General features: G+C 66.9%; 23 protein-coding genes and 1 pseudogene. 10 read left to right on the top strand and 14 right to left on the bottom strand.

Features of this window, described 5'->3' with window-relative positions:
- From ACWEKS_RS17995 to ACWEKS_RS17965, 7 genes are all read right to left on the bottom strand, one after another.
- The coding region (locus ACWEKS_RS17995) for a heterodisulfide reductase-related iron-sulfur binding cluster (protein ID WP_452341128.1) at positions 1-2,055 on the bottom strand (2,055 nt) is incomplete at its 3' end.
- 199 nt (positions 2,056-2,254) lie between these two features.
- Complete coding sequence (fni, locus tag ACWEKS_RS17990; protein ID WP_452341127.1) at positions 2,255-3,370, bottom strand: type 2 isopentenyl-diphosphate Delta-isomerase; 1,116 nt, start codon at positions 3,368-3,370, stop codon at positions 2,255-2,257.
- Complete coding sequence (locus ACWEKS_RS17985) at positions 3,367-4,479, bottom strand: phosphomevalonate kinase (protein ID WP_452341126.1); 1,113 nt, start codon at positions 4,477-4,479, stop codon at positions 3,367-3,369. Before ACWEKS_RS17985 ends, fni begins: the two co-directional genes overlap by 4 nt.
- Positions 4,476-5,477: a diphosphomevalonate decarboxylase gene (gene mvaD / locus ACWEKS_RS17980; protein ID WP_452341125.1), complete on the bottom strand. Its 1,002-nt coding sequence runs from the start codon at positions 5,475-5,477 to the stop codon at positions 4,476-4,478. The genes ACWEKS_RS17985 and mvaD overlap by 4 nt, the downstream gene beginning before the upstream one ends.
- The gene (gene mvk / locus ACWEKS_RS17975) at positions 5,474-6,445 is read right to left on the bottom strand and encodes a mevalonate kinase (protein WP_452341124.1); all 972 of its coding nucleotides are present in this window, start codon (positions 6,443-6,445) and stop codon (positions 5,474-5,476) included. Before mvk ends, mvaD begins: the two co-directional genes overlap by 4 nt.
- Complete coding sequence (locus ACWEKS_RS17970; protein WP_452341123.1) at positions 6,442-7,626, bottom strand: hydroxymethylglutaryl-CoA synthase; 1,185 nt, start codon at positions 7,624-7,626, stop codon at positions 6,442-6,444. The genes mvk and ACWEKS_RS17970 overlap by 4 nt, the downstream gene beginning before the upstream one ends.
- Position 7,627: 1 nt before the next feature.
- The gene (locus tag ACWEKS_RS17965) at positions 7,628-8,698 is read right to left on the bottom strand and encodes a hydroxymethylglutaryl-CoA reductase (protein ID WP_452341122.1); all 1,071 of its coding nucleotides are present in this window, start codon (positions 8,696-8,698) and stop codon (positions 7,628-7,630) included.
- A 641-nt stretch (positions 8,699-9,339) separates the two neighbouring features.
- Here ACWEKS_RS17965 and ACWEKS_RS17960 point away from each other — a divergent pair.
- Genes ACWEKS_RS17960 through hypF form a run of 4 tightly spaced genes read left to right on the top strand, consistent with a single transcriptional unit; the run spans position 9,340 to position 14,026 of the window.
- A complete protein-coding gene (locus ACWEKS_RS17960) occupies positions 9,340-10,092 on the top strand; it encodes a hypothetical protein (RefSeq protein WP_452341229.1) in 753 nt (250 codons plus the stop codon).
- A complete protein-coding gene (locus tag ACWEKS_RS17955) occupies positions 10,035-10,694 on the top strand; it encodes a cysteine hydrolase (protein ID WP_452341121.1) in 660 nt (219 codons plus the stop codon). The genes ACWEKS_RS17960 and ACWEKS_RS17955 overlap by 58 nt, the downstream gene beginning before the upstream one ends.
- Positions 10,691-11,707, top strand: a complete 1,017-nt coding sequence (gene hypE, locus ACWEKS_RS17950) for a hydrogenase expression/formation protein HypE (RefSeq protein ID WP_452341120.1) — start codon at positions 10,691-10,693, stop codon at positions 11,705-11,707. The genes ACWEKS_RS17955 and hypE overlap by 4 nt, the downstream gene beginning before the upstream one ends.
- Positions 11,708-11,716: 9 nt before the next feature.
- On the top strand, positions 11,717-14,026 hold the full coding sequence (gene hypF / locus ACWEKS_RS17945) for a carbamoyltransferase HypF (protein WP_452341119.1): 2,310 nt from the start codon (positions 11,717-11,719) through the stop codon (positions 14,024-14,026).
- Between the two features lie 33 nt (positions 14,027-14,059).
- On the opposite strand, the gene ACWEKS_RS17940 is transcribed toward hypF, so the two are convergent.
- Positions 14,060-14,554 carry a protein-tyrosine phosphatase family protein gene (locus ACWEKS_RS17940; protein ID WP_452341118.1) on the bottom strand — a complete coding sequence of 165 codons (495 nt, stop codon included), beginning with the start codon at positions 14,552-14,554 and terminating at the stop codon, positions 14,060-14,062.
- A gap of 145 nt (positions 14,555-14,699) precedes the next feature.
- Between ACWEKS_RS17940 and ACWEKS_RS17935 the strand changes: the two are divergent.
- Both ACWEKS_RS17935 and ACWEKS_RS17930 read left to right on the top strand, forming a co-directional pair.
- Positions 14,700-14,856 (top strand): annotated as a pseudogene (locus ACWEKS_RS17935) (IS982 family transposase); the annotation flags it as partial.
- A 228-nt stretch (positions 14,857-15,084) separates the two neighbouring features.
- Complete coding sequence (locus ACWEKS_RS17930; RefSeq protein WP_452341117.1) at positions 15,085-15,444, top strand: nucleotidyltransferase domain-containing protein; 360 nt, start codon at positions 15,085-15,087, stop codon at positions 15,442-15,444.
- Positions 15,445-15,579: 135 nt separating this feature from the next.
- On the opposite strand, the gene ACWEKS_RS17925 is transcribed toward ACWEKS_RS17930, so the two are convergent.
- The 3 genes from ACWEKS_RS17925 to ACWEKS_RS17915 all read right to left on the bottom strand — a co-directional run bounded on the left by ACWEKS_RS17925 (position 15,580) and on the right by ACWEKS_RS17915 (position 18,073).
- On the bottom strand, positions 15,580-16,101 hold the full coding sequence (locus tag ACWEKS_RS17925; protein WP_452341116.1) for a hypothetical protein: 522 nt from the start codon (positions 16,099-16,101) through the stop codon (positions 15,580-15,582).
- A gap of 7 nt (positions 16,102-16,108) precedes the next feature.
- A complete protein-coding gene (locus ACWEKS_RS17920; RefSeq protein ID WP_452341115.1) occupies positions 16,109-17,110 on the bottom strand; it encodes a methyltransferase in 1,002 nt (333 codons plus the stop codon).
- A gap of 96 nt (positions 17,111-17,206) precedes the next feature.
- Positions 17,207-18,073, bottom strand: a complete 867-nt coding sequence (locus ACWEKS_RS17915) for a helix-turn-helix domain-containing protein (RefSeq protein WP_452341114.1) — start codon at positions 18,071-18,073, stop codon at positions 17,207-17,209.
- 198 nt (positions 18,074-18,271) lie between these two features.
- Here ACWEKS_RS17915 and ACWEKS_RS17910 point away from each other — a divergent pair, with 198 nt between their 5' ends.
- From ACWEKS_RS17910 to ACWEKS_RS17900, 3 genes are all read left to right on the top strand, one after another.
- The gene (locus ACWEKS_RS17910; protein WP_452341113.1) at positions 18,272-19,171 is read left to right on the top strand and encodes an alpha/beta fold hydrolase; all 900 of its coding nucleotides are present in this window, start codon (positions 18,272-18,274) and stop codon (positions 19,169-19,171) included.
- A gap of 103 nt (positions 19,172-19,274) precedes the next feature.
- A complete protein-coding gene (locus ACWEKS_RS17905) occupies positions 19,275-19,592 on the top strand; it encodes a hypothetical protein (protein ID WP_452341112.1) in 318 nt (105 codons plus the stop codon).
- Complete coding sequence (locus tag ACWEKS_RS17900; RefSeq protein WP_452341111.1) at positions 19,592-20,173, top strand: carboxymuconolactone decarboxylase family protein; 582 nt, start codon at positions 19,592-19,594, stop codon at positions 20,171-20,173. The genes ACWEKS_RS17905 and ACWEKS_RS17900 overlap by 1 nt, the downstream gene beginning before the upstream one ends.
- Before the next feature lie 263 nt (positions 20,174-20,436).
- Here the strand turns inward: ACWEKS_RS17900 and ACWEKS_RS17895 are convergent, their stop codons facing one another.
- The 3 genes from ACWEKS_RS17895 to bioB form a co-directional block, all read right to left on the bottom strand.
- Complete coding sequence (locus ACWEKS_RS17895; protein ID WP_452341110.1) at positions 20,437-21,153, bottom strand: DUF2567 domain-containing protein; 717 nt, start codon at positions 21,151-21,153, stop codon at positions 20,437-20,439.
- Positions 21,153-21,368, bottom strand: a complete 216-nt coding sequence (bsaP, locus tag ACWEKS_RS17890; protein WP_354843205.1) for a biotin synthase auxiliary protein BsaP — start codon at positions 21,366-21,368, stop codon at positions 21,153-21,155. Before bsaP ends, ACWEKS_RS17895 begins: the two co-directional genes overlap by 1 nt.
- A gap of 101 nt (positions 21,369-21,469) precedes the next feature.
- The gene (gene bioB, locus ACWEKS_RS17885; RefSeq protein ID WP_354842846.1) at positions 21,470-22,507 is read right to left on the bottom strand and encodes a biotin synthase BioB; all 1,038 of its coding nucleotides are present in this window, start codon (positions 22,505-22,507) and stop codon (positions 21,470-21,472) included.
- A 111-nt stretch (positions 22,508-22,618) separates the two neighbouring features.
- On the opposite strand from bioB, the gene ACWEKS_RS17880 reads away from it, so the two are divergent.
- On the top strand, positions 22,619-23,203 hold the full coding sequence (locus ACWEKS_RS17880) for a TetR/AcrR family transcriptional regulator C-terminal domain-containing protein (RefSeq protein WP_354842849.1): 585 nt from the start codon (positions 22,619-22,621) through the stop codon (positions 23,201-23,203).
- The last annotated feature ends 45 nt before the right edge of the window (positions 23,204-23,248 follow it).

Genomic DNA, 23,248 nt, shown 5'->3' with positions numbered 1-23,248 from the left:
GCCCTTCAACGTGTCCAGTGCCTCGTCGACCCGGTCGATGTTGATGCGCTTACCGAGCTGTTCTTCCATCCACATCCGCGCACCACCCGCGCCACAGCACATGGAACGCTCGGCGTGACGCGGCATCTCGACCAACGTCGACCCCGACGCCTGCATCAACTCACGCGGCGCGTTGTAGATCTTGTTGTGCCGGCCCAGATAACACGGGTCGTGATAGGTCACGTTCTGCGCCACCGGCGACACCGGCACCAACGCCTTGCCCCGCACCAGACGATTCAGCAACTGCGTGTGGTGCACCACCTCATAGGTGCCACCGACCTGCGGGTACTCGTTGTTGAGCGCGTTGAAACAATGCGCACACGTGACCACGATCTTCTTCTTGGCCTGCTCCACACCCTCGAACACCGAATTCAGCAACTCGATGTTCTGCATCGCCAACTGCTGGAACAAGAACTCGTTACCCGCACGACGCGCCGAGTCACCGGTGCAGGTCTCCTCCTGACCCAGCACCATGAACTTCACACCCGCGGTCGCCAACAACTCCGCGACGGCCTTGGTGGTCTTCTTCGCCCGATCCTCGTACGCACCCGCGCAGCCGACCCAGAACAGATACTCATACCCGTCGAAGGAATCCGCATCGCGACCGAACACCGGGATCTCGAAGTCCACCTCCGAGATCCAGTTCAGCCGATCCTTGGCGTTCTGACCCCACGGATTGCCCTTGTTCTCCAGGTTCTTGAACAACCCCGCCAACTCGGAAGGAAACTCCGACTCGATCAACACCTGGTAACGACGCATATCGATGATGTGGTCGACATGCTCGATGTCCACCGGGCACTGCTCCACACACGCACCACAGGTCGTGCACGACCACAACACCTCGGGATCGATGATCCCGCCCACATCCTCACCACCGACCAACGGCCGCTCCGCCTCCGCCCGCGCGGCCTCCGAAATCCGCGCCAACGCACGCTCGTCCGGCTTGCCCTCGGCATCGACCAGACCGATCTCCTCGCCACCCATGTCCTTACGGCCACCAGCAAGCAGGTACGGGGCCTTCGCGTAACCATGATCACGCAACGACATGATCAACAGCTTCGGCGAAAGCGGCTTACCGGTATTCCAGGCCGGGCACTGCGACTGACAACGACCACACTCGGTACACGTCGTGACGTCGAGAATGTCCTTCCACGAGAAGTCCTCGAACCTACCCACACCGAAGGTGTCATTGTCCGGATCGGCGGTCTCCATCTCGATCGGCTTACCACCCGACATCATCGGCTTGGCCGCACCGAGGGCGACATCACCGTCGGCCTCACGCTTGAAGTAGATGTTCGGGAAGGCGGCGAACCGGTGCCACGCCACACCCCAGTCGATATTGCGGCTGACCACCACGACCCACACCAGCGCCGTCATCAGCTTGCAGAACGCGAAGACCGAGACCGCCGCGGCGCTCGCGGGCAGCAGCTTGGCGATATTCATGCTGACGAAGTCGCTGACGGCATGGTGCTCACCGGTGTAGGCCTGCACCAAGGCCTTCACACCGACCATGCTGATGCCCTCGGCGAGCACGATGAGCTCGACGAAGTAGGCCGCCAGGAAGTTGGAGCCCGAGAAGCGCGAGAGCCGCGCGGGCCGCCGCGGGTGGTTGGCCTGCCGAATGATGATGAGCGCCAACGCACCGACGATGGTGCCCAGGCCCAACAGCTCGTCGAGCAGGTGATAGACGAGGGTGTCACCGATCCACGGCCACGTGAAGGTGGGGCTGAAGATCTGCCCCTGCGCCTGGAAGACGGTGACGAACCCGAGCAGGAAGCCGACCATGACCAGCCAGTGCGCCCAGCCGACGGTCCGGAACTTCACCATGCGGGTGTGCGCCGCGAATTCCTTGACCAGGGTGGCGATTCGGGGCAGGAACGGCCCGAACCGGTCCGGTGCCGGCTGCCCCAGCCGAATGGTGCGCACGATATTGCGCACCGCCAAGACGAACCCGGCCCACGCGGGCACACCGACCAGTATGGAGATGATGCCCAGCGTTATTTGCAGGGGGCTCATGCAGTGGCCTTTCATTCACGAAGCGACGCTGTGTCGCTCGGCGCTCGTCGCATCATAACTTGCACTAAGTTACCCGCGGGTAACTTAGTGCAATCCATGTTACCCGCGGGTAGGGTATCAGCATTCTCGGCGAATCGAGGCGCTCTACACGCACCGGATGTGGTGTGCCGCAAATTCATTCGATATGACCGCGCTGATCTCAGCGGAGGCGGCTCGTCGGTACGATGGGCCGCAGCGGATTCCGGGAGCGCCGGGCGTAGGCGCCCGGGTCGATGCCGCGCAGTCGGCAGATCTCGGCGAGCCCGCCGGTCAGCAGCACGTCGGCGTCCGCCAGCGCGCGCACGGTTTCCGCGCCGAGCACCACCATGAGCTGCCGGATCTGCGTGATCCACGCGGTGATCGCCGCGATCAGCGCATCGACGCCCTCGGATTCGAGGATCGTCAGGAAGTACCCGGATACCCCCACCGCGCGGGCGCCGAGCGCCAGGGCGCGAACGACATCGAGCGGAGTGCGCACCCCGCCGGAGGCGAGCAGCGCGACCCCGTTCGTCAGGGCCGCCTCGGCTCCATCGACCAGGCAGGCCGGGGTGGACAGGCCCCAGTCGGCGAGCAGGCCGAAGTCGGCTCCTCGCCGCCGGGCATTCTCGATCAGCGCGAAATTCGTTCCGCCATTGCCGGACACGTCGACGATCCGCACGCCGAGCTCGGCCAGCCGCGTGACCGTGTCGGCGCTGATCCCGAACCCGACCTCCTTCACGATCACCGGTATGCCCAGCGTCTCGGTGAGGCGAGCGATATGGCGCGGCCAGCCCGAGAAGTCCCGATCGCCCTCCGGCATCACGATCTCCTGGATCGCATTGACGTGCACCTGCAGTGCGTCGGCATCCAACAGCTCCACCGCGCGCATCGCCATCTCCGGTGTGGCATTGGCGTTGACGTTGGCGATGACGTAGCCGTCCGGATTCTCGCCGCGCAGCACGCGGTAGGTCTCGGCCACCGAACCGTCTGCCAGGTATGCGCTCATCGAACCCGACGCGATCGCCAAGCCGGTCTCCCGGGCGGCGATGGCCAGTCCACGATTCACCTCGCCGGTGCGGGCGCTGCCGCCGGTCATCGCGTTGATGTACAGCGGCACCGGCCACGTCGTGCCGCCCACCTCGGTGGCGAGCGAGACGGCGTGCTCCGCGGTACCCCGCAGGGCGTGATGGACGAAGGCGACCTCGTCGAACGGAGACGGGCGTTGCCCGGCCATCGATTCGCGATGCTGCGCGACGGCCAGGCGGACATGATCGTCCTTGCGGCTGGCATAGCTCATCTGATGCTCTCTTTCCTCTCGGACACCCGGAGATTCAGCGGTTCGATGCCGGCGGCTCGCCAGCGCTGCCGCAGGGCCGGCGCGCGGGCGGGATCGATCAGGGCGATTCCGCAGTCGCCGCCGCCCGCGCCGGAGCTCTTCGCCGCGGCTCCGAGTTCTTCTGCCAGAGAGCGCAATCGAGACAGTTCGGGGCTCTCGATGGCGGCACCGGACACCGCGGCCAGCTCACGGAGCAAGCGACCGGCGGTGCTCAGCGCGAGCTCGGCCGCTCGATCGTCGCCGGAACGGCACGCCGTCGCGAACTGCTCGACGCACTGATCGCTGGCGGTGACGAACTGCCGATAGGCCGAACCATGGTGTCGGACGGCCTGTTTCATGGCCGCTACCAGTACGCTCGAATCCGCCGGTCGCCCAACCCATCCCACTTCCAGGGACAGCTCGCGAGGGGGCGGCAGCGACCGTACCGTCAGGTGTTTCCACGGCTGCCGGATCAGCGCCCCGAGTTCGGTGTCCGGCCGCGCCAGCGCCGCGGTCAGGGCCGCGCGATCCGGGGTCCGGTAGTACACCCAGCCGCCGTGCGCCGAGGCCGCGACATCACCTCCGGAGCAGTGCGGATCCACCGAGAACACCGACAGCAGAGCCAGTTTCGTCTCGGTGTCCGGATCCAGCAGCAACCCGTAGAGCCGGGCGACAGCCCGCACCACCGCGACGGTCACCGCTCCGGAAGATCCCAGCCCGTATTTGCGTCCAGTGGCGGAATCATCCAGTTGGGAGTCGATTTCGAGGGTGAAGCCCACCGGCTGCCGACCTGATCCGGCCGCGTAACGGTCGACGATGGCCAGGGCCGCCAGCACGTGGGACAGCCCGGCCGCGTCGGCTGAGTTCGCCGGTACTCGCTCGAAACCCGTTTTCCGGCAGATGAATTCGACGCGGTGCCCGGGGGCGCGGCTGGTCGTGATCGTTCGGTGAGCAGGACCGACCGAGCTCACCGGGGTAAGGCGCACGCGTACGAAGCGATCGATGCCGACCAGCACCGCCGCGCTGCCCGGCTCCAGGACCGCGTATTCGCCGACGATGTACAGCTTGCCCGGAACGGCAACGGTGATCATCGTTCTCCGCTGTCGGAGACGGCGGCACCGGGCCCGGCGGTGGTGACCACGATCCGATCCACTCCCCCGGTCACCTCGGCGACGGCCGCCGCGACGACGGCGCTGTCGCGGGAATCGCACAGCACCTTCACATTCGGACCGGCGTCCATCGTGGCCCAGGCGCCGATGCCCGCGGCACGCAACTCCAGCACCAGGTCCAGCACGCGCAGGGTGCCGGGTGCGAAATACCGTACGGCCGGTCGAGCGCCGAGCATGGTGGCATGCATCCCGAGGGCGTTGGCCTCGGCGATCTCCCCGACGGTCGTCAGATCGCCCTCGCGCAGCGCCGCCCGCATGCGGCCCAGGTCCCGGGCGGACTCCGCCACCCACGGCGGATAGAACGGCGACGTGGCCATGGTCCGCCGCATGGCTTCCCTACTGGGAACCGCCTTTTCGCGGGTATCGACCAGGGCCACCACCAGCGCCGGGTCCAGCAGCGGCGCGTCGATCGGCTCGGCGAAGCTGGTCAGGTCGCCGGCCGCGCCGGCACCCACGCCACGCCACCACACCGCGAAGCCTCCGAAGACCGAGCGTGCCGCACTGCCGGACCCGCGGCGCGCCAGCCGGGACAGCGCGGCTCGATCCAGGTCCAGTCCGTAGGCGGTCGCGGCGGCCAGCGCCAGTGCGGCGAAACCCGCTGCCGAGGAGGCCAGTCCGGCTCCGGTCGGCACCGTGTTCACGGTGTCCACCACCGCGTACCGCCGATCGCCGGACCGCTCGCGCACCAGCTCGAGAAACCGCGAGACCGGTGCGGCGAATGCCTCGGGCGCCGGGGCTCCGGCGAAGGTTACCCGGTCGGCGGTCGGGTCCGGCCCCACCGTGACCCTGGTCGTGGTCGGGAATTCCCGCAGCGTCAGCGACAGGCTGGTGGTCATGGGCAGGTGCAGGACCTCGTCCCGCTTGCCCCAGTACTTGATCAGGGCGATATTCGGATGCGCGATCGCCGCAACGGAATTCATACGTCCACCGGATTCAAAGGAACCTCGAGACAGCGCTGGGCGCCCGCCGCGAGCAGTGCCGTGCGGACGGCGGGGGCGTCGGTGGTCAGTGCGATGACGCAGCCGCCGAGTCCGCCGCCGGAGAGTTTGGCGCCCAGCGCTCCCCCGGCCAGCGCGGCGGCCACCAGCTCGTCGACGGCCGGGCAGCTGACGCCCAATCGCACCAGAATCCGCTGTGCGCCGGTCATGGCATCGCCCAGCTCGGCGAACCGCCCGAGCCGCAGATCCACGGCGGCACCGTGGGTGAGCTGCCCGGCCCGCTCGAGCAGATCCTCACCTGCCGCGCCGAGGGCGTGCAATCGCCGGCGCACGATCGCCACCGCCTCGCGGGTGCTGCCCGCCACACCGGTGTCGCCCACCACCAGGACCGCTCGATCCGCGCTGTCCGCCACCGGAAGTGGCCGGGCCGCCCCGTCCTGGAACCAGAGCGGCCCGGCCGAGCCGACCACCGTCCGCGCGTCGACGCCGCTCGCGTTCCCGTGCGCCAGCGCCTCCGATTCCTGAATCAGCGTGAAAAGTGTTTCGCCGGAAAGCTTTCGATCCCACAGATCGGCGACCGCCCTGATGATGGCCGCCGCGATCGCCGCGCTCGAACCCAGACCCCGCTGGCTCGGGATGTCGCTGTCGATGGTGATGGCCAGGCCCTCGTCGGGAACCCGGAGATGGTGGCAGACCGCCGCTACCGCCAGCCGCGACACCGCAGTATCGCCCGGCCCCGCAGCCGGTCCCCGGCCTGCCGCGTTCGTCGACGCCACAGTGACCGGGCCCCTGGATCGGCGCGCGGCGGCGGTCACCCCCACGAGCGGCACCGGCAGCGAGATCGCCGGGCGACCGTAGAGCACCGCATGCTCACCGAGCAGGATCAGTTTGGCGACGGCGCGGCCATGACCGAGGGTGGGGTCCGCCGACCGTTCAGCACCCACCCTCATGCCTGAATCAGGTGACGTGCCTCGTACATTCGCGAATGCTCGGCGACGGCCCGCAAGCGGAACGGTCCGGCCCCGTCGACCGCCAATGTCTTCGACGAACCGTCCTCGGGTAACTCGAAATCCCTTATCTCACGATATCTTTCGTAGGAGATCCGCTCCCGTCGCGCGATGGCGGACTGGTTGGCCGAGGTCCGCAGTCGCCGCCGATATCCCGGCACCATCGACAATTCGAAAAACTCCGCGACACAACCCGATCCGTAGCTCAGCATTCCGACGGAGCGCCCGCTGAGGTCCTCGGCATGGTCGAGCAACGACATGAGACCCACGTACAGCGAGGCCGTATAGCTGTTGCCGACAAGGCGATTGTAGATAGTGGTAGGTGCGAGGTCCGCGTCCAGCCGAGCGTTATCGGTGTCGATGCCGTGGATTTCCAGCAACCGCGCGTGCGCCTTGTAGGCCATTCTGGTGAACGGCTGGTGATAGCAGAACGCCGCGAAATCCTGGATCGCCCGGCCGCCGCGGGCTTCGTAGTCCTTCCAAACCTGTTCCACCGCTTCGAGATACAACGAGACCGACAGCTTTCCGTCCACCATCGGTGTCGAGCGGTAGTTGGGTCGCCAGAAGTCCTGCACATTGGCGGTGTACAGACCCGACACGGGCTCGAGGACCGCGACAGCCGGGTCCGCCGACACCAGCATGGCGACGGCGGCCGCGCCCTGCGTGGCCTCACCGGCGGAACCGAGATCGTATTTCGCGATATCGCTGGCGAGCACCAATACCTTGTGGTCGGGGTCGCGGTGCACGAGTCCGGCCGCGAAGTGCAGCGCCGACGTGCCCCCGTAACACGCTTGCTTCAATTCCACCGCCCGCGTCGAGGACGGTAATCCCAGCAGGTCCTGCACATAGATCGCGGCCGCTTTGGACTGGTCGATCCCGGTCTCGGTGGCGAGCAGGACGGTGCGGATATCCCCGGCATCGTGCTCGGCCAGGATCTGCTTCGCCGCGGCGGCGGCCATGGTGACGATGTCCTCGTCCGTCGCCGGAACGGTCTGCGTGCTCTGCCCCAGGCCGATGGCGTACTTGCCGGGGTCGACGCCGTGCCGCTCCGCCAACTCCTCGAGGTCCAGCGCGTAATGCCCGGTCGCCAACGCGATATCGTGAATTCCAATAGGAAACACCACGTCAATTCTCTCTATCCGATGGTGGGCGTTCGAAATTCAGATGCGTCCGCATCAGTTCGCCGGCGTTCGTCTGGGCCGCCAGCAGCGACAGCTCGCCGCACAGCACCGCCGCCGCTGTCACCACGGCGAGCCGGCGGGCATTCTCCCCCGTCGCCCGGTCCGCACCGCAGCCCAGCCTGGCGAGATTCGCCGCGGCGAAATCCAATCCCTTTCCGTTTCCGACCGTTCCGACAATGATGTTCGGCAGCGTGCACGAGAAATAAAGATCACCATCGCGGTCCTCGGCGTGCGTGATGCCCTGCGAGCCCTCGACGATATTGGCCGCATCCTGGCCGGTGGCCAGGTAGACCGCCAGCAACATGTTCGCGTAATGCGCGTTCGCGGAACGGATTCCGCCCGCCAGACTCGTTCCGATCAGGTTCTTGCGGACATTGAGAGCCGCTACCCGCCGCGCGGTCGTGTGCAGATCGTTCGCCACCACGGCACGCGGGATCAGCAGTTCGGTCACCACATTCTTGCCGCGGCCGAGAATGCCGTTCACCGCGGACGCCTTCTTGTCCGTGCAGAAGTTCCCCGACACGGATTCGTAACGCAGACCGGGGAATACGCGCACCAGGTACGCGAGGAGGGCATCGGCGGCCAGGGTGGCCATATTGTGGCCGGAGGCATCGCCGGTAGCGAATTCGAATCGCACGAACAGCAGATTTCCGGCGATCTGGTGCCGGACATCCAGGAGTTCGGCATAGCGGCTGCAGTCGGCGACGATCCGGCGCATCTCCCCCATGGCATCCCCGAGCCGGCGGACCGCCGCCAGTGCCGCACCGGCGTCGTCGGCCTCGAGCAGGACCGACCGGGTCATCCGTTCGTCGACGAGCGTGCACACGACGCCGTGGTCGCAACGCCTGGTGATCTTGGCGCCGCGCGCCACCGACGGCCACAGCGGTGACTCGTAGGTGGCCAGCGGGACCTCGATCGGTTCGTCCACCACATTGCCAGTGATCTTGATCGGGCCCACCCAGCGCAACGGGACGACCGCCGCGTCCTTTTCCCGCTCGGTACCGGTCATGGACATCGAATCTCCCCGAGCACATTTGTGTTATTGCGATTTACATATACGGAAACCGAAGTCGGCCACGGTATTACCGCACATGTCGATCTTCGGGACAAGGGCCGAGCGCACGTCGTCGATCCCACCGAGTGACGTATCCGACTGTGAGCGGGCACAGTGCACCCAACCACACCCCATCGGCCGTCTGTCCTGCGGCGATGGCTCGAATCATGCTGTGCAACTGCGGCTTTCACACGGTTGCACACCCCGGGAGCGGCGCGCGACCTGTGGATCGGCACACTCTCACGGCCCATCGGGCGGTGGGCGATCACAACGACCATGCCGACCGGTCGAGTCCTCTTGCCGGAAGGATGAGCCTGCGGTAATTTTCGAATTCTGACCCTGTAAGACCAAGGGGCACTACATATTTGGAGCACTCCTCGAAATTGAACCGCGTCAGAACAACCTTAGAGATTGCATCGCTGATTACTATCGGCTCCCCGAGATCCGAGGGTGAGGATCATTCGCACATCGAAAGGTTGGTCGAGGCCGAGTGGCCTTTGCCGCCCATCCTCGTTCATCGGCCCACAATGCGGGTCATCGATGGATTTCACCGCACATTCGCCGCGCGACTGAAGGGATTCACACATATTGATGCATATCTGGTGGACGGTTCCGAGGAACTCGCATTCATCGTCGGGGTACGCGAAAACACGACCCACGGCCTGCCGCTGTCCCTGAGCGATCGGCGCGCTGCCGCGGAACGCATCATGCGGACGCATCCACACTGGTCGGATCGCTCGATCGCGACCACCGCGGGCCTGTCCGCGAAGACCGTGGCAGCAATCCGCGGCCGGATCGACGACGATTCGCGATCGAGCCATCGCCTGGGAAGCGATGGCCGCCTACGACCCGTCGACACCAAATCGGCCCGGCGCACCGCCGCCGAGCTGATCCTGGCCCGCCCGGACGCGTCCCTGCGCAGCATCGCTCAAGAAGTCGGCTTGTCCCCGTCCACCGTCCGCGATGTCCGCGCCCGGCTCGAACGCGGGGAGGATCCGCTCGTTCATTCGAACGAAAACAGAACTCCCCGTACCTCACCGGAGTCGGAGAGCAAACTCCCGGACGCCCCCGATCGGCCGGCACCCGCTTCGCCGCCCGAGAAGCCGGCGGATCTCGGCGCCCTGCTGGCCCTGCTGGCCCGGGACCCGGCGCTGCGCATGAGCGCCAGCGGCCGCGACCTCCTGCGCTGGATGCATCAGCACGCGGTGAAGACCACCGATATCGAGAAAATAACCGACGCCATGCTCCCGCACACCCGGGACCACATCATCGAATTCGCGTATCAATGCGCGGTCAATTGGTCGAATATCGCCCAGGATCTGCAAAATCGCTCGGGCACGGCGCAGAACAACTAATTACTGGAGTAGTCGACATGTCAAAGATTGCAGTCCTCACGAGCGGCTTGCAGTACGATATCGTCGGAAAGAATCCGGAACGTCGGGCGGCGATCGCCGCGGCGACCGCACATGTGGCGGGATTCTTGTCCGATCTGCGGAAACGCGGCTATCCCGTCTTTCACCTGCAGCTCATCAACGAACCCGACGATCCCCTCGCCGAGCGGTACGACGGCCGCGTCCCCGCGCTGCGCGGCACGGCGGGCGCCGAGGTGATCCGGGACTTCCTCGAGCCGGAGGATATCGTTCAGGAGCGGAGCAAGGACAGCGGATTCTACGAGACCGATCTGCACGAGCGGCTCCAGGCAATCGGGGTCGAGACCCTGATTCTCATCGGTCTGCAAACCCAGATCTGCATTCAGACGACGGCGGCCGACGCATTCTTCCGCGGATACATTGTCGGCGTGCCGAGCGACTGCGTATTCTCCGCCGTCGAAGCCGACCGGCAGCGCGCACTCGAATGGCTCGAGGGCTACTGCGCCACGGTCGCCGATTCCGCGGAGATGCTGCGGACGATCGATGAGAACGGCGGTCTCCCCCGGAAGGAGACCAAGACACCGTGACTCTCGCAACCCAGCAGATCCAACTCGACCACGGCACCGGCGCGACACTGTCGGGCGAACTCGTGGCATTCATCGCGGAGACCTTGGGCGACGTCTATGTGGGCGAGATGGAGGACAGCGCCGTCCTCGCGGTGGAGGGCAGCCGGATCGCGATGACCACGGACAGTTTCGTGGTCGACCCGCCGTTCTTCGGCAATGGCGACATCGGAAAGATCGCGGTGTGCGGGACCGTCAACGATCTCGCGGTGTCGGGAGCGGCTCCGCGGTATCTCACGCTCGGAATGATCCTCGAGACGGGACTGCCGTTCGACCGCCTGTCCCGTGTGCTGACCTCGATCAGGGACACTGCTCGCGAAGCCGGCGTGCAGATCGTGTGCGGCGATACCAAGGTCGTGCGCGCCGGGGAAGCGGATCAGTTGTACCTCAACACAAGTGGGGTCGGTTTCTTCGCCCGGGAGCCGCTGCGGATGGACGCCGTGCGCCCCGGGGATGCGGTCATCCTGTCCGGTCCCCTCGGTAATCACACCGTGCATCTGCTGTCGATCCGGGAGGGTCTCGGCTTCGAAAGCCGGGTCCTCAGCGATTGCGCGCCCCTCAACACCATGATCGACGGCGTGTTCGCCGCGGTGCCGACCGGATCGATTCGCTCGATGCGCGATGTCACCCGCGGCGGACTCGCGGCGGTGCTGCACGAGTACGCGGGCAAGCTGGACAAGACAATCCGGATCGAGGCTCCGGCATTGCCCATTCAGCACGAGACCGCGATGGCGGCGGACATGCTGGGGATCAATCCACTGCACTGTGCCAACGAGGGCTGCGTGGCGATCTTCATCGACCCCGAGGCGACCGATCGGGTGCTCGCCGCGCTCCACGCGCACGAGTACGGCCGGCACGCCGTGGCGATCGGCGAGGTGACCGCCCTCGATGGCGCGGCGGTCGTTCTCCGGGATTCCGCCGGCCGCGAATCCACGCTGCAACCTCTCCGCGGCGCCGAGCTGCCCCGGCTGTGTTGAACCGGTGTCATGACCGAGTATGCGACCTGGAAAATCAGGGTTACCGGCGTTGTTCAGGGCGTGGGCTATCGCCCGTTCGTCTACAAGCTCGCCCGTGAGCTGGACTTGGCCGGATGGGTTCGCAACGATCCCGAGGGCGTGCTCATCGAGGCGAGCGGCCACGAGTCCGTGCTGCGACGCTTCAGCGAGGAATTGGCGAGCAAGGCTCCGGAGTTGGCCCGCGTCGATGGGGTGGTAGCTCTCGGCCGATCGTCGGGGCGGTCGGCGGCCACCGATTTCGAGATCGTGCACAGTGTGCACAGCGGAGCGAAAGTCGCTCTGGTGCCCGCGGATACGCATGTGTGTGCCGACTGTCTGGCCGAGTTGCGCGATCCGGCCGATCGCCGTTACCGGTACCCGTTCATCAACTGCACGAACTGCGGTCCACGGTATTCGATCATTCGCGCACTTCCGTACGACCGGTCGCAGACCACGATGCGCTCGTTCACCATGTGCGAGAGGTGCGACCGGGAGTATCGGGATCCGATGAGCCGGCGCTTTCACGCGCAGCCCAATGCCTGTGCCGACTGCGGACCTCGTCTGTTCCTCGCCGACCGGCAGGGAGCGGTTCTCGAAGGCGAGGACGCATTGCGCCGGTGCGCACGGGAATTGGCAGCGGGGCGGGTCGCGGCCGTCAAGAGTGTCGGGGGCTTCCATCTTGCCGTGGATGCGCGCCGCGCCGAGTCGGTGGCCTTGCTCCGCGAGCGCAAACGCCGGGATTCGAAACCCTTCGCCGTCATGGTTCGGGATCTGGCCGCCGCCCATCGGATCGTGGAACTGTCCGCGGCGGAGGAAGCACTGCTGCGGTCGCCCGCGCGGCCGATCCTCTTGGCGCGCAAGCGTTCCGGTGCGCTCCCGGAGAACATCGCCCCGAGGAATCCGAATCTGGGCCTGATGCTGCCCTCGGCACCGCATCATCACCTGCTATTGGACGAATCCGGCCTGGACACGGTGATCATGACGAGTGGAAACATCTCCGGCTATCCGATAGTCCATCGCAACGAGGATGCGCTCCAGCAGCTTTTCGAGATCGCCGACGTGATCCTCTACCACGACCGCGAAATCGAGATCAGGGTCGACGATTCCGTGGTCCGGTTGTCCGCCCACCCCGAGTTGGACGGGCCCCTGATGACGTTCCTCCGCAGAGCGCGCGGGTATGCGCCGTACCCGGTGGACGTCGGCCGTCCGCTGGCTCCGCTCGTCGCCTATGGCGCCGAACTCAAGACGACGGTGGCCCTCTCCGCCGGATCCCGGGTCTTCCTCAGCCAGCACGTCGGCGACCTGAAGAACGACGAAACCTTTGCCGCTCATCGCAAGACGGCGGCACACCTGGCGTCGCTCTATGATCTGGAGCCCGCTGCGGGTGTCTACGATATGCACCCGCAGTTCCGCTCCAGCAGTGTGCACGAGGGCATCGGCGAACCGGGCGATCCCGTGTTCGTCCAGCATCATCACGCTCATATGGCCGCGTGCATGGCGGAGAATCGGCTCAGCGGACCAGCCATCGGTGTGGTGTTCGACGGAGCCGGCTACGGCACCGACGGCACCATCTGGGGCGGGGAATTCCTGGTGGGCGACTTCGAAAGATTCGAGCGGGCAACGCATTTGCGGCGCTTGGCACTGATCGGCGGTGACCGAGCGGTGCACGAACCGATTCGAACCGGGGTATCGGTCGCCCTGGACGCATTCGGCGATATCGACACGGTCGTCAAGGCGTTCCCGGCGATCGGCCGGCTCGAGCCGGATCGCTGGCACGTGTATTCGACGATGCGAGCGCAAGGAATCAATTCGCCCCAGGTATCGAGCATGGGCCGGCTCTTCGACGGAGTCGCCGCCCTCCTGGGTATCTGCTGCTACGCCGAGTACGAGGCGCAGGGACCGATCGAGCTGGAGGGCCTGCTCGAGCGCGACCTCGCCATGGTTGACGGATACGAGTTCGACTACACCACAACCGAAGTCGACTTCGGACCGGTGATCCGCTCGATCGCCGGGGACCTCGCCGCCGGCCTACCGCTCCCGCAGATCAGCCGGCGGTTCCATTCCGGCGTGGTCACCATGGTCCGACGGCAATGCCGCGAGATCTCCCGTGCCACCGGCATCCGGCAGGTCGTCCTCTCCGGCGGCGTATTCCTCAACGAATTCCTCCTGGTCAACTCCCTCACGATCCTCGAGCGCGACGGATTCGACGTCTACAGCCACCGCCACGTCCCCCCGAACGACGGAGGCATAGCCCTCGGCCAGCTGCTTGTCGCGGACCACCGGCGCACCCTGGATGAGTGATTCGAAGGGGTGTGGTGGATCTCCAGCTGCTGGTCAGGACAGCGGCCGTTGAGGCAGTTTGTCGGTCCATTCGCGTTGCTCGGGGGTGTCGGGGACGGTGAGTCCACGAGCTTGTTCGAGTCGATTCCATGCTGTGTCGGGGTCGGTGCCGTTGATGACGAGGAGCGCGGCGGCCAGCAGCGATGCGCGGCCGATGCCGAAGCGACAGTGGGTGAGGACGTGTGCGCCGTCGTTCAATTCCGCCGCGAGGTGCTGGAGAGTCGGCAGCACGCTGGCCCGGTCGGGGACGCCGCGGTCGACGATCGGGATGGAAACGAACCTCAGGCCCGCCTCGCGTGCCGTACGCTCTTCGGCTCCAAGGTCGCACTCGTAGAGTTCAGCGGCGGTGAGCGCGCAGACCAAGTGGTCGACGCCGGACGCCTTCAGAGCAGTCATCTCGTCTTCGAGCCACTCTCCGCCGCGTGGCTTGGCCATGATGCTCAGCCGTCCGGGACCCCGATGGTCAACGGTGTAGAAGTTGGGGTGCATGCGCATGTTCATTGCCTCAGGTTGTGGTGGTTGCTTGCAGACGTCGGCGGCGCGAAGCCAGGCTGATCATGAGAGATGTTGCCGGGCAAGGGTTTTGCGCACCTTCCGGCGTGATTGCGGGGCGAGGGTGCCCAAGATCAAGGGTGTGAGCAATGACATCGGCACCCTCGCCACTGCACTGTATGTCACCACCGGCGACCTGTTGACCCGCCCGCCCGGATCTGCGGCCGTAGCGACCGCCGATCGGGTTCACCCCACGGTTGACCGACGCCGAGCTGGTGACTCTGGCGGTGATGCAGGCTCACCGCCGCGATCTGGCACAACGACAAAACCGGCGCACCGCACACCGGTCGCTGACCGCTTACGACCACTAGCAAAGTCAGGTAAGCCGCACCACGGCCCACCCGACCTTGGAATCACTCGTCTAGGGAACGGGCCGGTCGGGTGAAGGCCGATGCGTCGGTGGCGGACTCGCGCCCGCCGCGCTGATCGCCGCCCTGCACCGACCGCGCTGCCCTACGCTGACCCGCATGGAAGCAGCCGACGTCCTCGACCTGCACCGGGCCTGCGCCCGGGCCGGCATCACCATCTGGATCGACGGCGGCTGGTGTGTGGACGCGCTACTGGGCGAGGAGACCCGCCCGCACAGCGACCTGGATATCGCGGTGCGCCGCTGCCAGGCCGATCGGGTGCGCGAAATCCTCACGGGGATGGGCTATCTCGCCGACCCCGGGCCGGACCACACGGCGTGGAACTACGTCATGGCCAAGGGCCCGGACACCTCGGTCGACATTCACGTGTTCGACCACGACGCCGATGGTCGTGTCACCTACGGCATCGAATATCCCGCCGATTCCCTGACCGGCACCGGCACCATCGACGGTGAATAGGTCGACTGCATCGCCGCCCCATGGATGTTCACCTTCAAAACCGCCTACCCGCCCGCCCCCAAGGACCGCGCCGATGTCCAGGCACTCGCCGCCAAATTCGGCTTCGCCATCCCCGACTCGCACCGATAGCCGGAACTACCAGCGGACCATGGGCATCGGGCGCGTCGGATGGGTCAGCGCATAGCGAGCGGCTTGCCGGGCCAGGAATGCGTGGAAGCCGACATAGGGCAACTGTGCGACAACAGCTTTCACCTCGGCCCGGGCCACTGGTCGATGAAGCAGCCCGTGCGTCACATCGATCCGATCAGCGACGCGGAAGGTCTCGGCCAACCGATCGTCGACGCCGCGAAGCCGATGATGCTCGAGCACCATCCGACGTACAGCCTCGACATCGTCGATCCCGAATTCAGCAGCGTGACAGCCCACCAGATCCGCCGACGCATCCACATAGTCCCAGCTTCCCGCCGTCCAGATCCCCAGATCGTGCACCGCCCACGCCAGCGCCGCGACATCCGGCACCGCCTCCCCCAGCAACAACCGCTGATAGTTCAAACAGCGCAACACATGATTCCGATACACCGGCAACGAATCACCGATCTCCCGCCGGTGCCGATCGAGCACGGCATCCACAACCGGATGAGAACCCAGGATCTGCATCCGATCATCATGTCGCATCGACCCTGAATTCGAGGAGGCAGCGCTGGTCGGTCAGGTCGGTGATCGCGTCCAGCGCGAGGCCGTGGGGCGTGCACAGTGCGCGGAACTCGTCGACCCGACGCTCCCGGCCGCCATACATCACCAGCATGGCGAGGTTGTATTCGCTACCTGCCCAACGATCTCCGACCGGTTCCACGATCAGTAGCCGCCCGTCCGGACCGGCGGCTTCGACGCACCGGCCCACAATGCGGTGGGCGTGCTCGTCATCCCAGTCGTGCAGGATGTCGACGAGCAGGTATGCCTCCGATCCGGCGGGGAGTGGATCGAAGAAGCTACCGGCCGTAACCTCGGTGCGCCCTGCGAGGCCGTGAGCCTGGAAGGTGCGATCGGCTTCGGCGGCCGTCGGTGCCAGGTCGACCAGATGGCCGCGCATCTGGGGGTTCGCGGCCAGGATCGCCGCGAGCACACTTCCCCGGCCGCCACCGACATCGACAAGGGTGCCGAACCGGGACCAGTCGAACCCCGCGACCAGTCGCGGAATCTGCTCGCGCATCCGCTGCGTCATCTGGCGGTCGAACGACTGGCGCAGCCTGGGATGGTCGGCCAGGTCGGCCCAGAAGTCCTGCCCGTATCGGCGGGAGTAGCCCGCTCCACCGTCGCGGATACTGTGTGCGAGTTCAACGAACGCCAATTCGGCCCGTCCACCTGCGTTATTCAGATGCAGCAGCTCGGTCAGTCCATTGCCCGCGTCAGCGCGGAGGTTGGCTCCGAAATCCGTTGTCCGGTAACCAGTGTCGGTCTGTTCGACGACTCCGAGCGTCACCAGATGGTCGAGCAGCAGTCCGAGAGCGACGGGATCGGCACCGACCGCCAGCGCCACCTCCTCGACCGAACTACCTTCCCCGGCAAGCCGATCCGGCAATTCCAGGGTCACCGCTACTCGGAGCGCCATCGGCGTGGCCAGCCCGGCCATCCGGCGGATCGATTCGACATCGTCAGTACCTCCCATGAGATCAACTGTGCCGTGGCCTGTTCCCGGTCGGGCGGGCGGGAGGTCCGACGGCTCCCCGAGCCGGTGATGAACAAGTACGCGAAGGCGGCTCCGCTAGATCTGAACCGCGGTCCGGAGGTCCATGGCCTGTTGGTGGAGCGCGGTGGTCGGCCAGGCGATGTCGTCGACGGCGAGCCAGGAGGTTACGGCGACGGCGGTGGGGGTGATGCCGGAGAAGGCGACTATGTCGCGGTGGAGGTGGGATTGGTCGGCGTAGCCGGATTCGGCGGCGACGCGGGCCGGGTCGGTGCCGGCGGCGAGGCGGTGGACGGCATGGTCGAAGCGAATCAGGGTGGCGGCTCGTTTGGGGGGCAGGCCGAGTTGGGTCTGGAATCGGGACCACAGGCGTTTGCGGGTCCAGCCGAGTTCGTCGGCGAGGGCGTCGACCCGGACCAGGCCGTGACCGGAGCGGATCCGGCGCCAGGCCCAGACCACCTCCGGGTCGGCCGATGGCGCGTCCGCGTAGCGGCGGGCGAGCAGGGCCTCGATCAGTGCGAAACGTTGGTCCCACGACGGGGTTTCGGCCAGTTGTTCGCGGATCAGCGCGGACTCGCGACCCCACAGGGCGTCCAAAGGCACCAGGGCGTCGGACAATTCGGCGAGGGAGACGCCCAGGAGCGGACCCGCGATCAGGGGAGACAGGCGCACCTGCACGCATTCGATCTGCGCGCCGCGCACACGCCGGGTGCCGGTCCCGAGCCCGCCGACCAGGCTGCCCCCGCAGCGGCCCGCGGCGTCCTCGACGGTGACCGCGCCGGGGCCGAACTCCAGCAGCAGGGTGATGTCGGGATGCGGCAGCGCCAGCTGATCAACAGGATTCACCCCGTGATCGCGGAAGCCGGCCATGCGGATACCGGGGAGCCGGCCGGGCCGCGAGGGGCAGACGACATCCCAGACAGGTTCGGCTGCGGTGACGCGCACGCCTTCATGGTGGAGGCCGCGGAACATTTGTTCAAGCCGGAGGGGTGCGGCGACGGCGACAGTTGGTGCGTGAATTCCTCAGCCTCATGCCCCGACCATTCGCAAGAAACTCCGACCCGACTCCCCGGCCACGAGCAAAGAAAGCAGCCCCGCCACCGGCGGGAACAACGTGGCCGCAGGTACGGCCCGCGACGCCCGGTGGCCGCGGCCGTCGTCAGCGTGCTTCTGGTGCTGGGCTGCGCCGCGGTGGCGACACCACAGAGCGCCGCTGCCACAGGCGATTCGACGCTGACCGTCGACGGCCAGGACATCCACATCAGCCAGGACGGCCCGGCCGATGATCCCGCTCTGGTGCTGATCCACGGCCTCGGCGCGTCCGCGCACTGGTGGGACCAGGTGGTGCCACTGCTGCCCGGCTATCACGTCATTCGCGTCGACCTGCTCGGCCACGGCGGATCCGCGAAACCCGCCGGTGACGAGTATTCGATTCCGCAGCAAGGACATCGGGTCGCCGGTGTGCTGGACCAGCTCGGCATCCGGCACGCGCTCGTCGTCGGCCACTCCACCGGCGGCGCGGTCGCCACCTCGGTCGCCGAACAACGCCCCGACCTGGTGACCGGCCTGGCCCTGATCGACGCCGGCCCCGCCATGAGCGACGACACCTCCGAAAGCCCGGCCTCCCAGCTGCTCACCACCCCCGGCGTCGGCGACCTGCTCTGGCAGGTTCGCACCGACGACCTCCTGCGTCAGGCCCTGCACAGCGCCTTCGCCACCGACACCTACCCGATACCCCAGCAGTTCGTCGACGACCTGCGCGGCATGACCTACCACGCTCTCATCGCGACCGACGCCGCCAGCACCGACTACATCACCCGGCGCACCCTCCCGGACCGCCTCACCGACCTCGGCAAACCCCTCCTGGTGATCTTCGGTGACCAGGACCGCCGCTGGCGCCCCGACACCGCCACGGACGAATACCGCAGCGTCCCCGGTGCGACAGTGTTGACCATCCCCGACGCAGGACACTCCCCCTTCGTCGAAAACCCCTCACGCACCGCCGAAATCCTGTTGCCCTTCACCAGGATTCACACCTCGTGACCGGCCCCGAACCCGGCACGGGAGGAGCACGCGACGCCGGGATCGAGCGCGGTCCTATGGTGGTCACAGGGAAACGCAGGTAGCTGAGCCGACGGAGGCGGTCGTGGCAACCGAGGACAGGAAACGAGCAGCACACCGCGCACTGGTGGACCGGGTGCTGAGCGGGACGGGCACGGCGCCGGAAGACCTCCGCGCCCGCGCCTTTCACAACGCCGATCTTCCGCCCCCGTTACGCGAGCTCATCGACAAGGTCGCCACCAGGCCGACACAGACCGCCGACGCGGACTTCGCCGCCGCCGAGGCCGCGGGCTACAGCCAGGATCAGCTCTTCGAGCTGGTTGTCTGCGCGGCGGTCGGCCAGTCGGCCCGGCTGTACGAGGCCGGTCTCGCCGCCCTGGCAGCCGCAGCGGAGGACGCCTGATGCGCCCGGATGTTCTCAACGGCGGCTACCGCCCGGCGACCAAGCTCCTGTTCGGCCTCATCAGACTGTTCTCCCGCCAACCCGTGCCGGATGCCGCCAAGCTGGTCTTCTACCGCCCCGACTTCTATGGCGCGCAGGCGAAAACCTTCACGCATGAGGCCATGCGTGGCCCCTCGGCCTGGTCGATCGCCGACCGGGAACTGATGGCCGCGTATGTCTCCAAGGTCAATGAATGCGACTTCTGCATCGGCGCGCACACCGCCACCGCCGCCCAGGCCTACGCGGATGACGAGCGTGTCCGATCGGTGCTGACCGATGTGGATTCGGCGCCCATCGAGGACGGTCTGCGGGCAACCCTCCGGATGCTCGGCACACTCACTCGCAAGGGCACGGTGACCAGCGCGGACATGCGCAACGTGCTGTCGGCCGGCGTCACACCGCAACAGATCGAGGACGCCCTGGCGGTCTGCGTGGCATTCAATACGACCAACCGTCTCGCCGATGCCTTCGACTTCGCACTCCTCACCCCGGCTGCATTCCAAGCGGGTGCCGAGTACCTGCTCAAACGTGGATACCGCTAGGCGATCACCGGTCCTGGGAACGATCGCGGTGTTTTTCGGTGCGCTTGTAGCGGCGGCCGCTCGGGATCGGTTGGGACGCATTGGATCTGCGGAGTTCGTGGCGCTGACGCCACGCGGTGAGGTCGGGGCGTTCCGCCGGTGCCGAGCCGGCATGATCGGCAGGTGCGGGCTTCATGGGGTCCCCCTGGGTGATTCGGATCCGTGGACGCGAACACGGTAGGGGGTACAACGCCCGGGCTCCAGCGAATATTGCCGGAGCCGGGTCAGCGGGTAGCGCCGGAATCCGGCAGCGAACCGGGAGCGTCGAAGGGCACCACGGGTTCTCGCACGCCCATGGCCTGTTGCGCGCTGCCGGGGTACGGACCGTAGCTGATGGCGGAACCGTACTGGGGCCCGGCGAGCACGGCCGGATCGGGGCGGCTGCCGCCGAACGGGAGGAATTGGCCGCTACCGAGATCGTCGGAGGTGCTGAGGGCGGTCAGCAGGAGCGCCACCACGGCCGCGGCCAGCGGCTGGGCGATCAGCGCGGCCCAACCCTCCACGGCGGGAGCGAAATCCACGATGGAGTGGAGGGCAGGATGCTGGGGGCGGGTGTGCAACTGCTCGGCGACGACCTCCCCCACCACCTTCATCAGGAAGGCGCCGCCCAGCGAGCCGAGCAGAATGCCCGACAGCAGCACGGGGCCCCGCGCCCGGCGCCAGCGCCAGGCCGCGGCCGTGCCGAGGACACCGAGCACGATGCCGATCAGCACGAAAATGGCGAGGGCATCGAAACGATGCATGCTCTCGCCGGTGAGGGCGGTGCCGCGGTCGGGTTCGACCACCAGCAGCTGCTCGGCGGGAGCGAGGAACGCCCACACCACCCCGGCCAGGGCGCTCACCGCGACGAGGACGGTGCACACCACCGCCGCCGCGCGCACTTCCCGCATCAGTACGTCGACGCGAAGTCCGCCCGGCCCGGCGGTGAGTGTGGTTGCCACTAGCGGTGTTCCAGGCTCGTGGAGTCGAGAACACCGTGGCGGGAGCATTTCGCCCACCAGCCGTCGGGGCTGACCTGCACGATCATGCGGCGGCCGCACTGTTCGCAGAAGCGCGGGGGCTCGAGGCCCAGAGCGGCGGCCGCGGGAACCGGATCATCCAGACCCGGCACGATCCGCTTACCCGTGAAAGGGTTGTAGCGCTCCTCGATGTCCACGATCACCTCGATGGATCCTTCGTGTCTCAATAGCAGTGCACGGTAAAGCGGGCCGGAGAGACCGTACCGCCACGGTACCGGTTTTCCATAGCCCGCTCGTCTCAGAGAGTTTCGTTGAGCGCCTTGATCGGCATCTTGAGCTCACCGAGCAGATCGATGTCGGCCTCGGCGGGACGGCCCAGGGTGGTCAGGTAGTTGCCGACGATGACGGCGTTGATGCCACCGAGGATGCCCTGCTTGGCGCCCAGGTCGCCGAGGGTGATCTCACGGCCGCCCGCGAAACGCAGGATGGTGCGCGGGAGGGCCAGGCGGAAGGCGGCGACAGCGCGCAGGGCGTCGGCGGCGGGCAGCACCTCGAGGTCACCGAAGGGAGTGCCCGGGCGCGGGTTGAGGAAGTTCAGCGGGACCTCGTCGGGCTCCAATTCGGCCAGCTGCGCGGCGAATTCGGCGCGCTGCTCCAGGGATTCACCCATGCCGAGGATGCCGCCGGAGCAGACCTCCATGCCCGCCTCGCGCACCATGCGCAGGGTGTCCCAGCGCTCGTCGTAGGTGTGGGTGGTGACCACGTTCGGGAAGTGCGAGCGCGCGGTCTCGAGGTTGTGGTTGTAGCGGTGCACGCCCATGGCGGCCAGCTGATCCACCTGCTCCTGGTTGAGCATGCCGAGCGAGCAGGCGACCTGGATGTCGACCTCGTTGCGAATGGCCTCGACGCCCGCGGCGACCTGCGCCATCAGCCGCTCGTCCGGACCGCGTACCGCGGCCACGATGCAGAACTCGGTGGCGCCGGTCTTGGCGGTCTGCTTGGCCGCCTCCACCAGCGACGGGATGTCCAGCCACGCCGCGCGCACCGGGGACTGGAAAAGTCCTGACTGCGAACAGAAGTGGCAGTCCTCCGGGCAGCCGCCGGTCTTGAGCGAGATGATGCCCTCGACCTCGACCTCGGGACCGCACCACTTCATGCGCACGTCGTGCGCCAGGCCGAGCAGCTCCTCGAGCCGGTCGTCGCCGAGGCGCAGCACCTCGAGGGTCTGGTCCTGGGTCAGGCCGACGCCGCGCTCGAGCACCTGCTCGCGGGCGATGGCGAGAATGTCATCGCCTGCTGTGGTCACAGCATCGGTGGTGACGGCTGCCTGAGTCATGTCCGCGCGAATCCCTTCGTCCGACCGGTGTGGCCGAGCAACTTGAACGGTGTTCAGGGTAGGCTAGCAGTCCGGTACGTGAGCCGGAACACGAGAGGGTCGGGTTTTTCAGTGCAACTCCATCGCACGGACGTGGTCGACGGGGCCATCGCCATTCTCGACCAGTACGGTCTGGCGGATCTGACCATGCGCCGGCTGGCAAGCTCGCTGCACGTCCAGCCCGGTGCGCTGTACTGGCACTTCCCCAACAAGCAGGCGCTGCTCGGTGCGATCGCCGACCGGATTCTCGCGCCCATGGACGAACCGGTCCGGGCCGACGAATGGTCCAAGCAGATGACCGAATTGGCGCACCGGCTGCGCGAATGCCTGCTGGCCTATCGCGACGGCGCCGAATTGGTCTCGGCCACATACGCTTCCCGCCTCACCACCAGCAAGGGCCGGGAACGCCTGGCCAGCGCCGCGATTCGCGCGGGGATGACGCGCGAGGAAGCCGAGCTCGCCGCCTACACGCTGCTGTACTACGTGCTCGGCCAGACGGTGGACGAGCAGTCGCGCATCCAGATGGATTCCGCGGGCGCGCTGACCGAGGAGAACTCGCCGCTCTACGACATGCCCGACGCCACCGCCCGTTTCGACTTCGGGCTGCAGCTGTTCGTCAGCGGCGTCCGCCACCTGCTGGGCAGCCGCATCCGCTGATCCGCCCGGCCGCTGACGACGCGGTGCGCTGACTCGCCGATCGGG

This window comes from Nocardia sp. NPDC004711, from assembly GCF_053601595.1.
The sequence above is the reverse complement of the archived record's forward strand: the minus strand, read 5'-3'. Positions and strand labels throughout refer to the sequence as shown.

Bases quoted from the DNA above. Each gene is read 5' to 3' on its own strand.
- fni (WP_452341127.1), bottom strand. From the start codon at position 3,370: ATGAGCTATGCCAGCCGCAAGGACGATCATGTCCGCCTGGCCGTCGCG.
- ACWEKS_RS17985 (WP_452341126.1), bottom strand. From the start codon at position 4,479: ATGATCACCGTTGCCGTTCCGGGCAAGCTGTACATCGTCGGCGAATAC.
- mvaD (WP_452341125.1), bottom strand. From the start codon at position 5,477: ATGAATTCCGTTGCGGCGATCGCGCATCCGAATATCGCCCTGATCAAG.
- mvk (WP_452341124.1), bottom strand. From the start codon at position 6,445: ATGAGGGTGGGTGCTGAACGGTCGGCGGACCCCACCCTCGGTCATGGC.
- ACWEKS_RS17965 (WP_452341122.1), bottom strand. From the start codon at position 8,698: ATGTCCATGACCGGTACCGAGCGGGAAAAGGACGCGGCGGTCGTCCCG.
- hypF (WP_452341119.1), top strand. From the start codon at position 11,717: ATGACCGAGTATGCGACCTGGAAAATCAGGGTTACCGGCGTTGTTCAG.
- ACWEKS_RS17940 (WP_452341118.1), bottom strand. From the start codon at position 14,554: ATGCACCCCAACTTCTACACCGTTGACCATCGGGGTCCCGGACGGCTG.
- ACWEKS_RS17930 (WP_452341117.1), top strand. From the start codon at position 15,085: ATGGAAGCAGCCGACGTCCTCGACCTGCACCGGGCCTGCGCCCGGGCC.
- ACWEKS_RS17925 (WP_452341116.1), bottom strand. From the start codon at position 16,101: ATGCAGATCCTGGGTTCTCATCCGGTTGTGGATGCCGTGCTCGATCGG.
- ACWEKS_RS17920 (WP_452341115.1), bottom strand. From the start codon at position 17,110: ATGGGAGGTACTGACGATGTCGAATCGATCCGCCGGATGGCCGGGCTG.
- ACWEKS_RS17900 (WP_452341111.1), top strand. From the start codon at position 19,592: ATGCGCCCGGATGTTCTCAACGGCGGCTACCGCCCGGCGACCAAGCTC.
- bioB (WP_354842846.1), bottom strand. From the start codon at position 22,507: ATGACTCAGGCAGCCGTCACCACCGATGCTGTGACCACAGCAGGCGAT.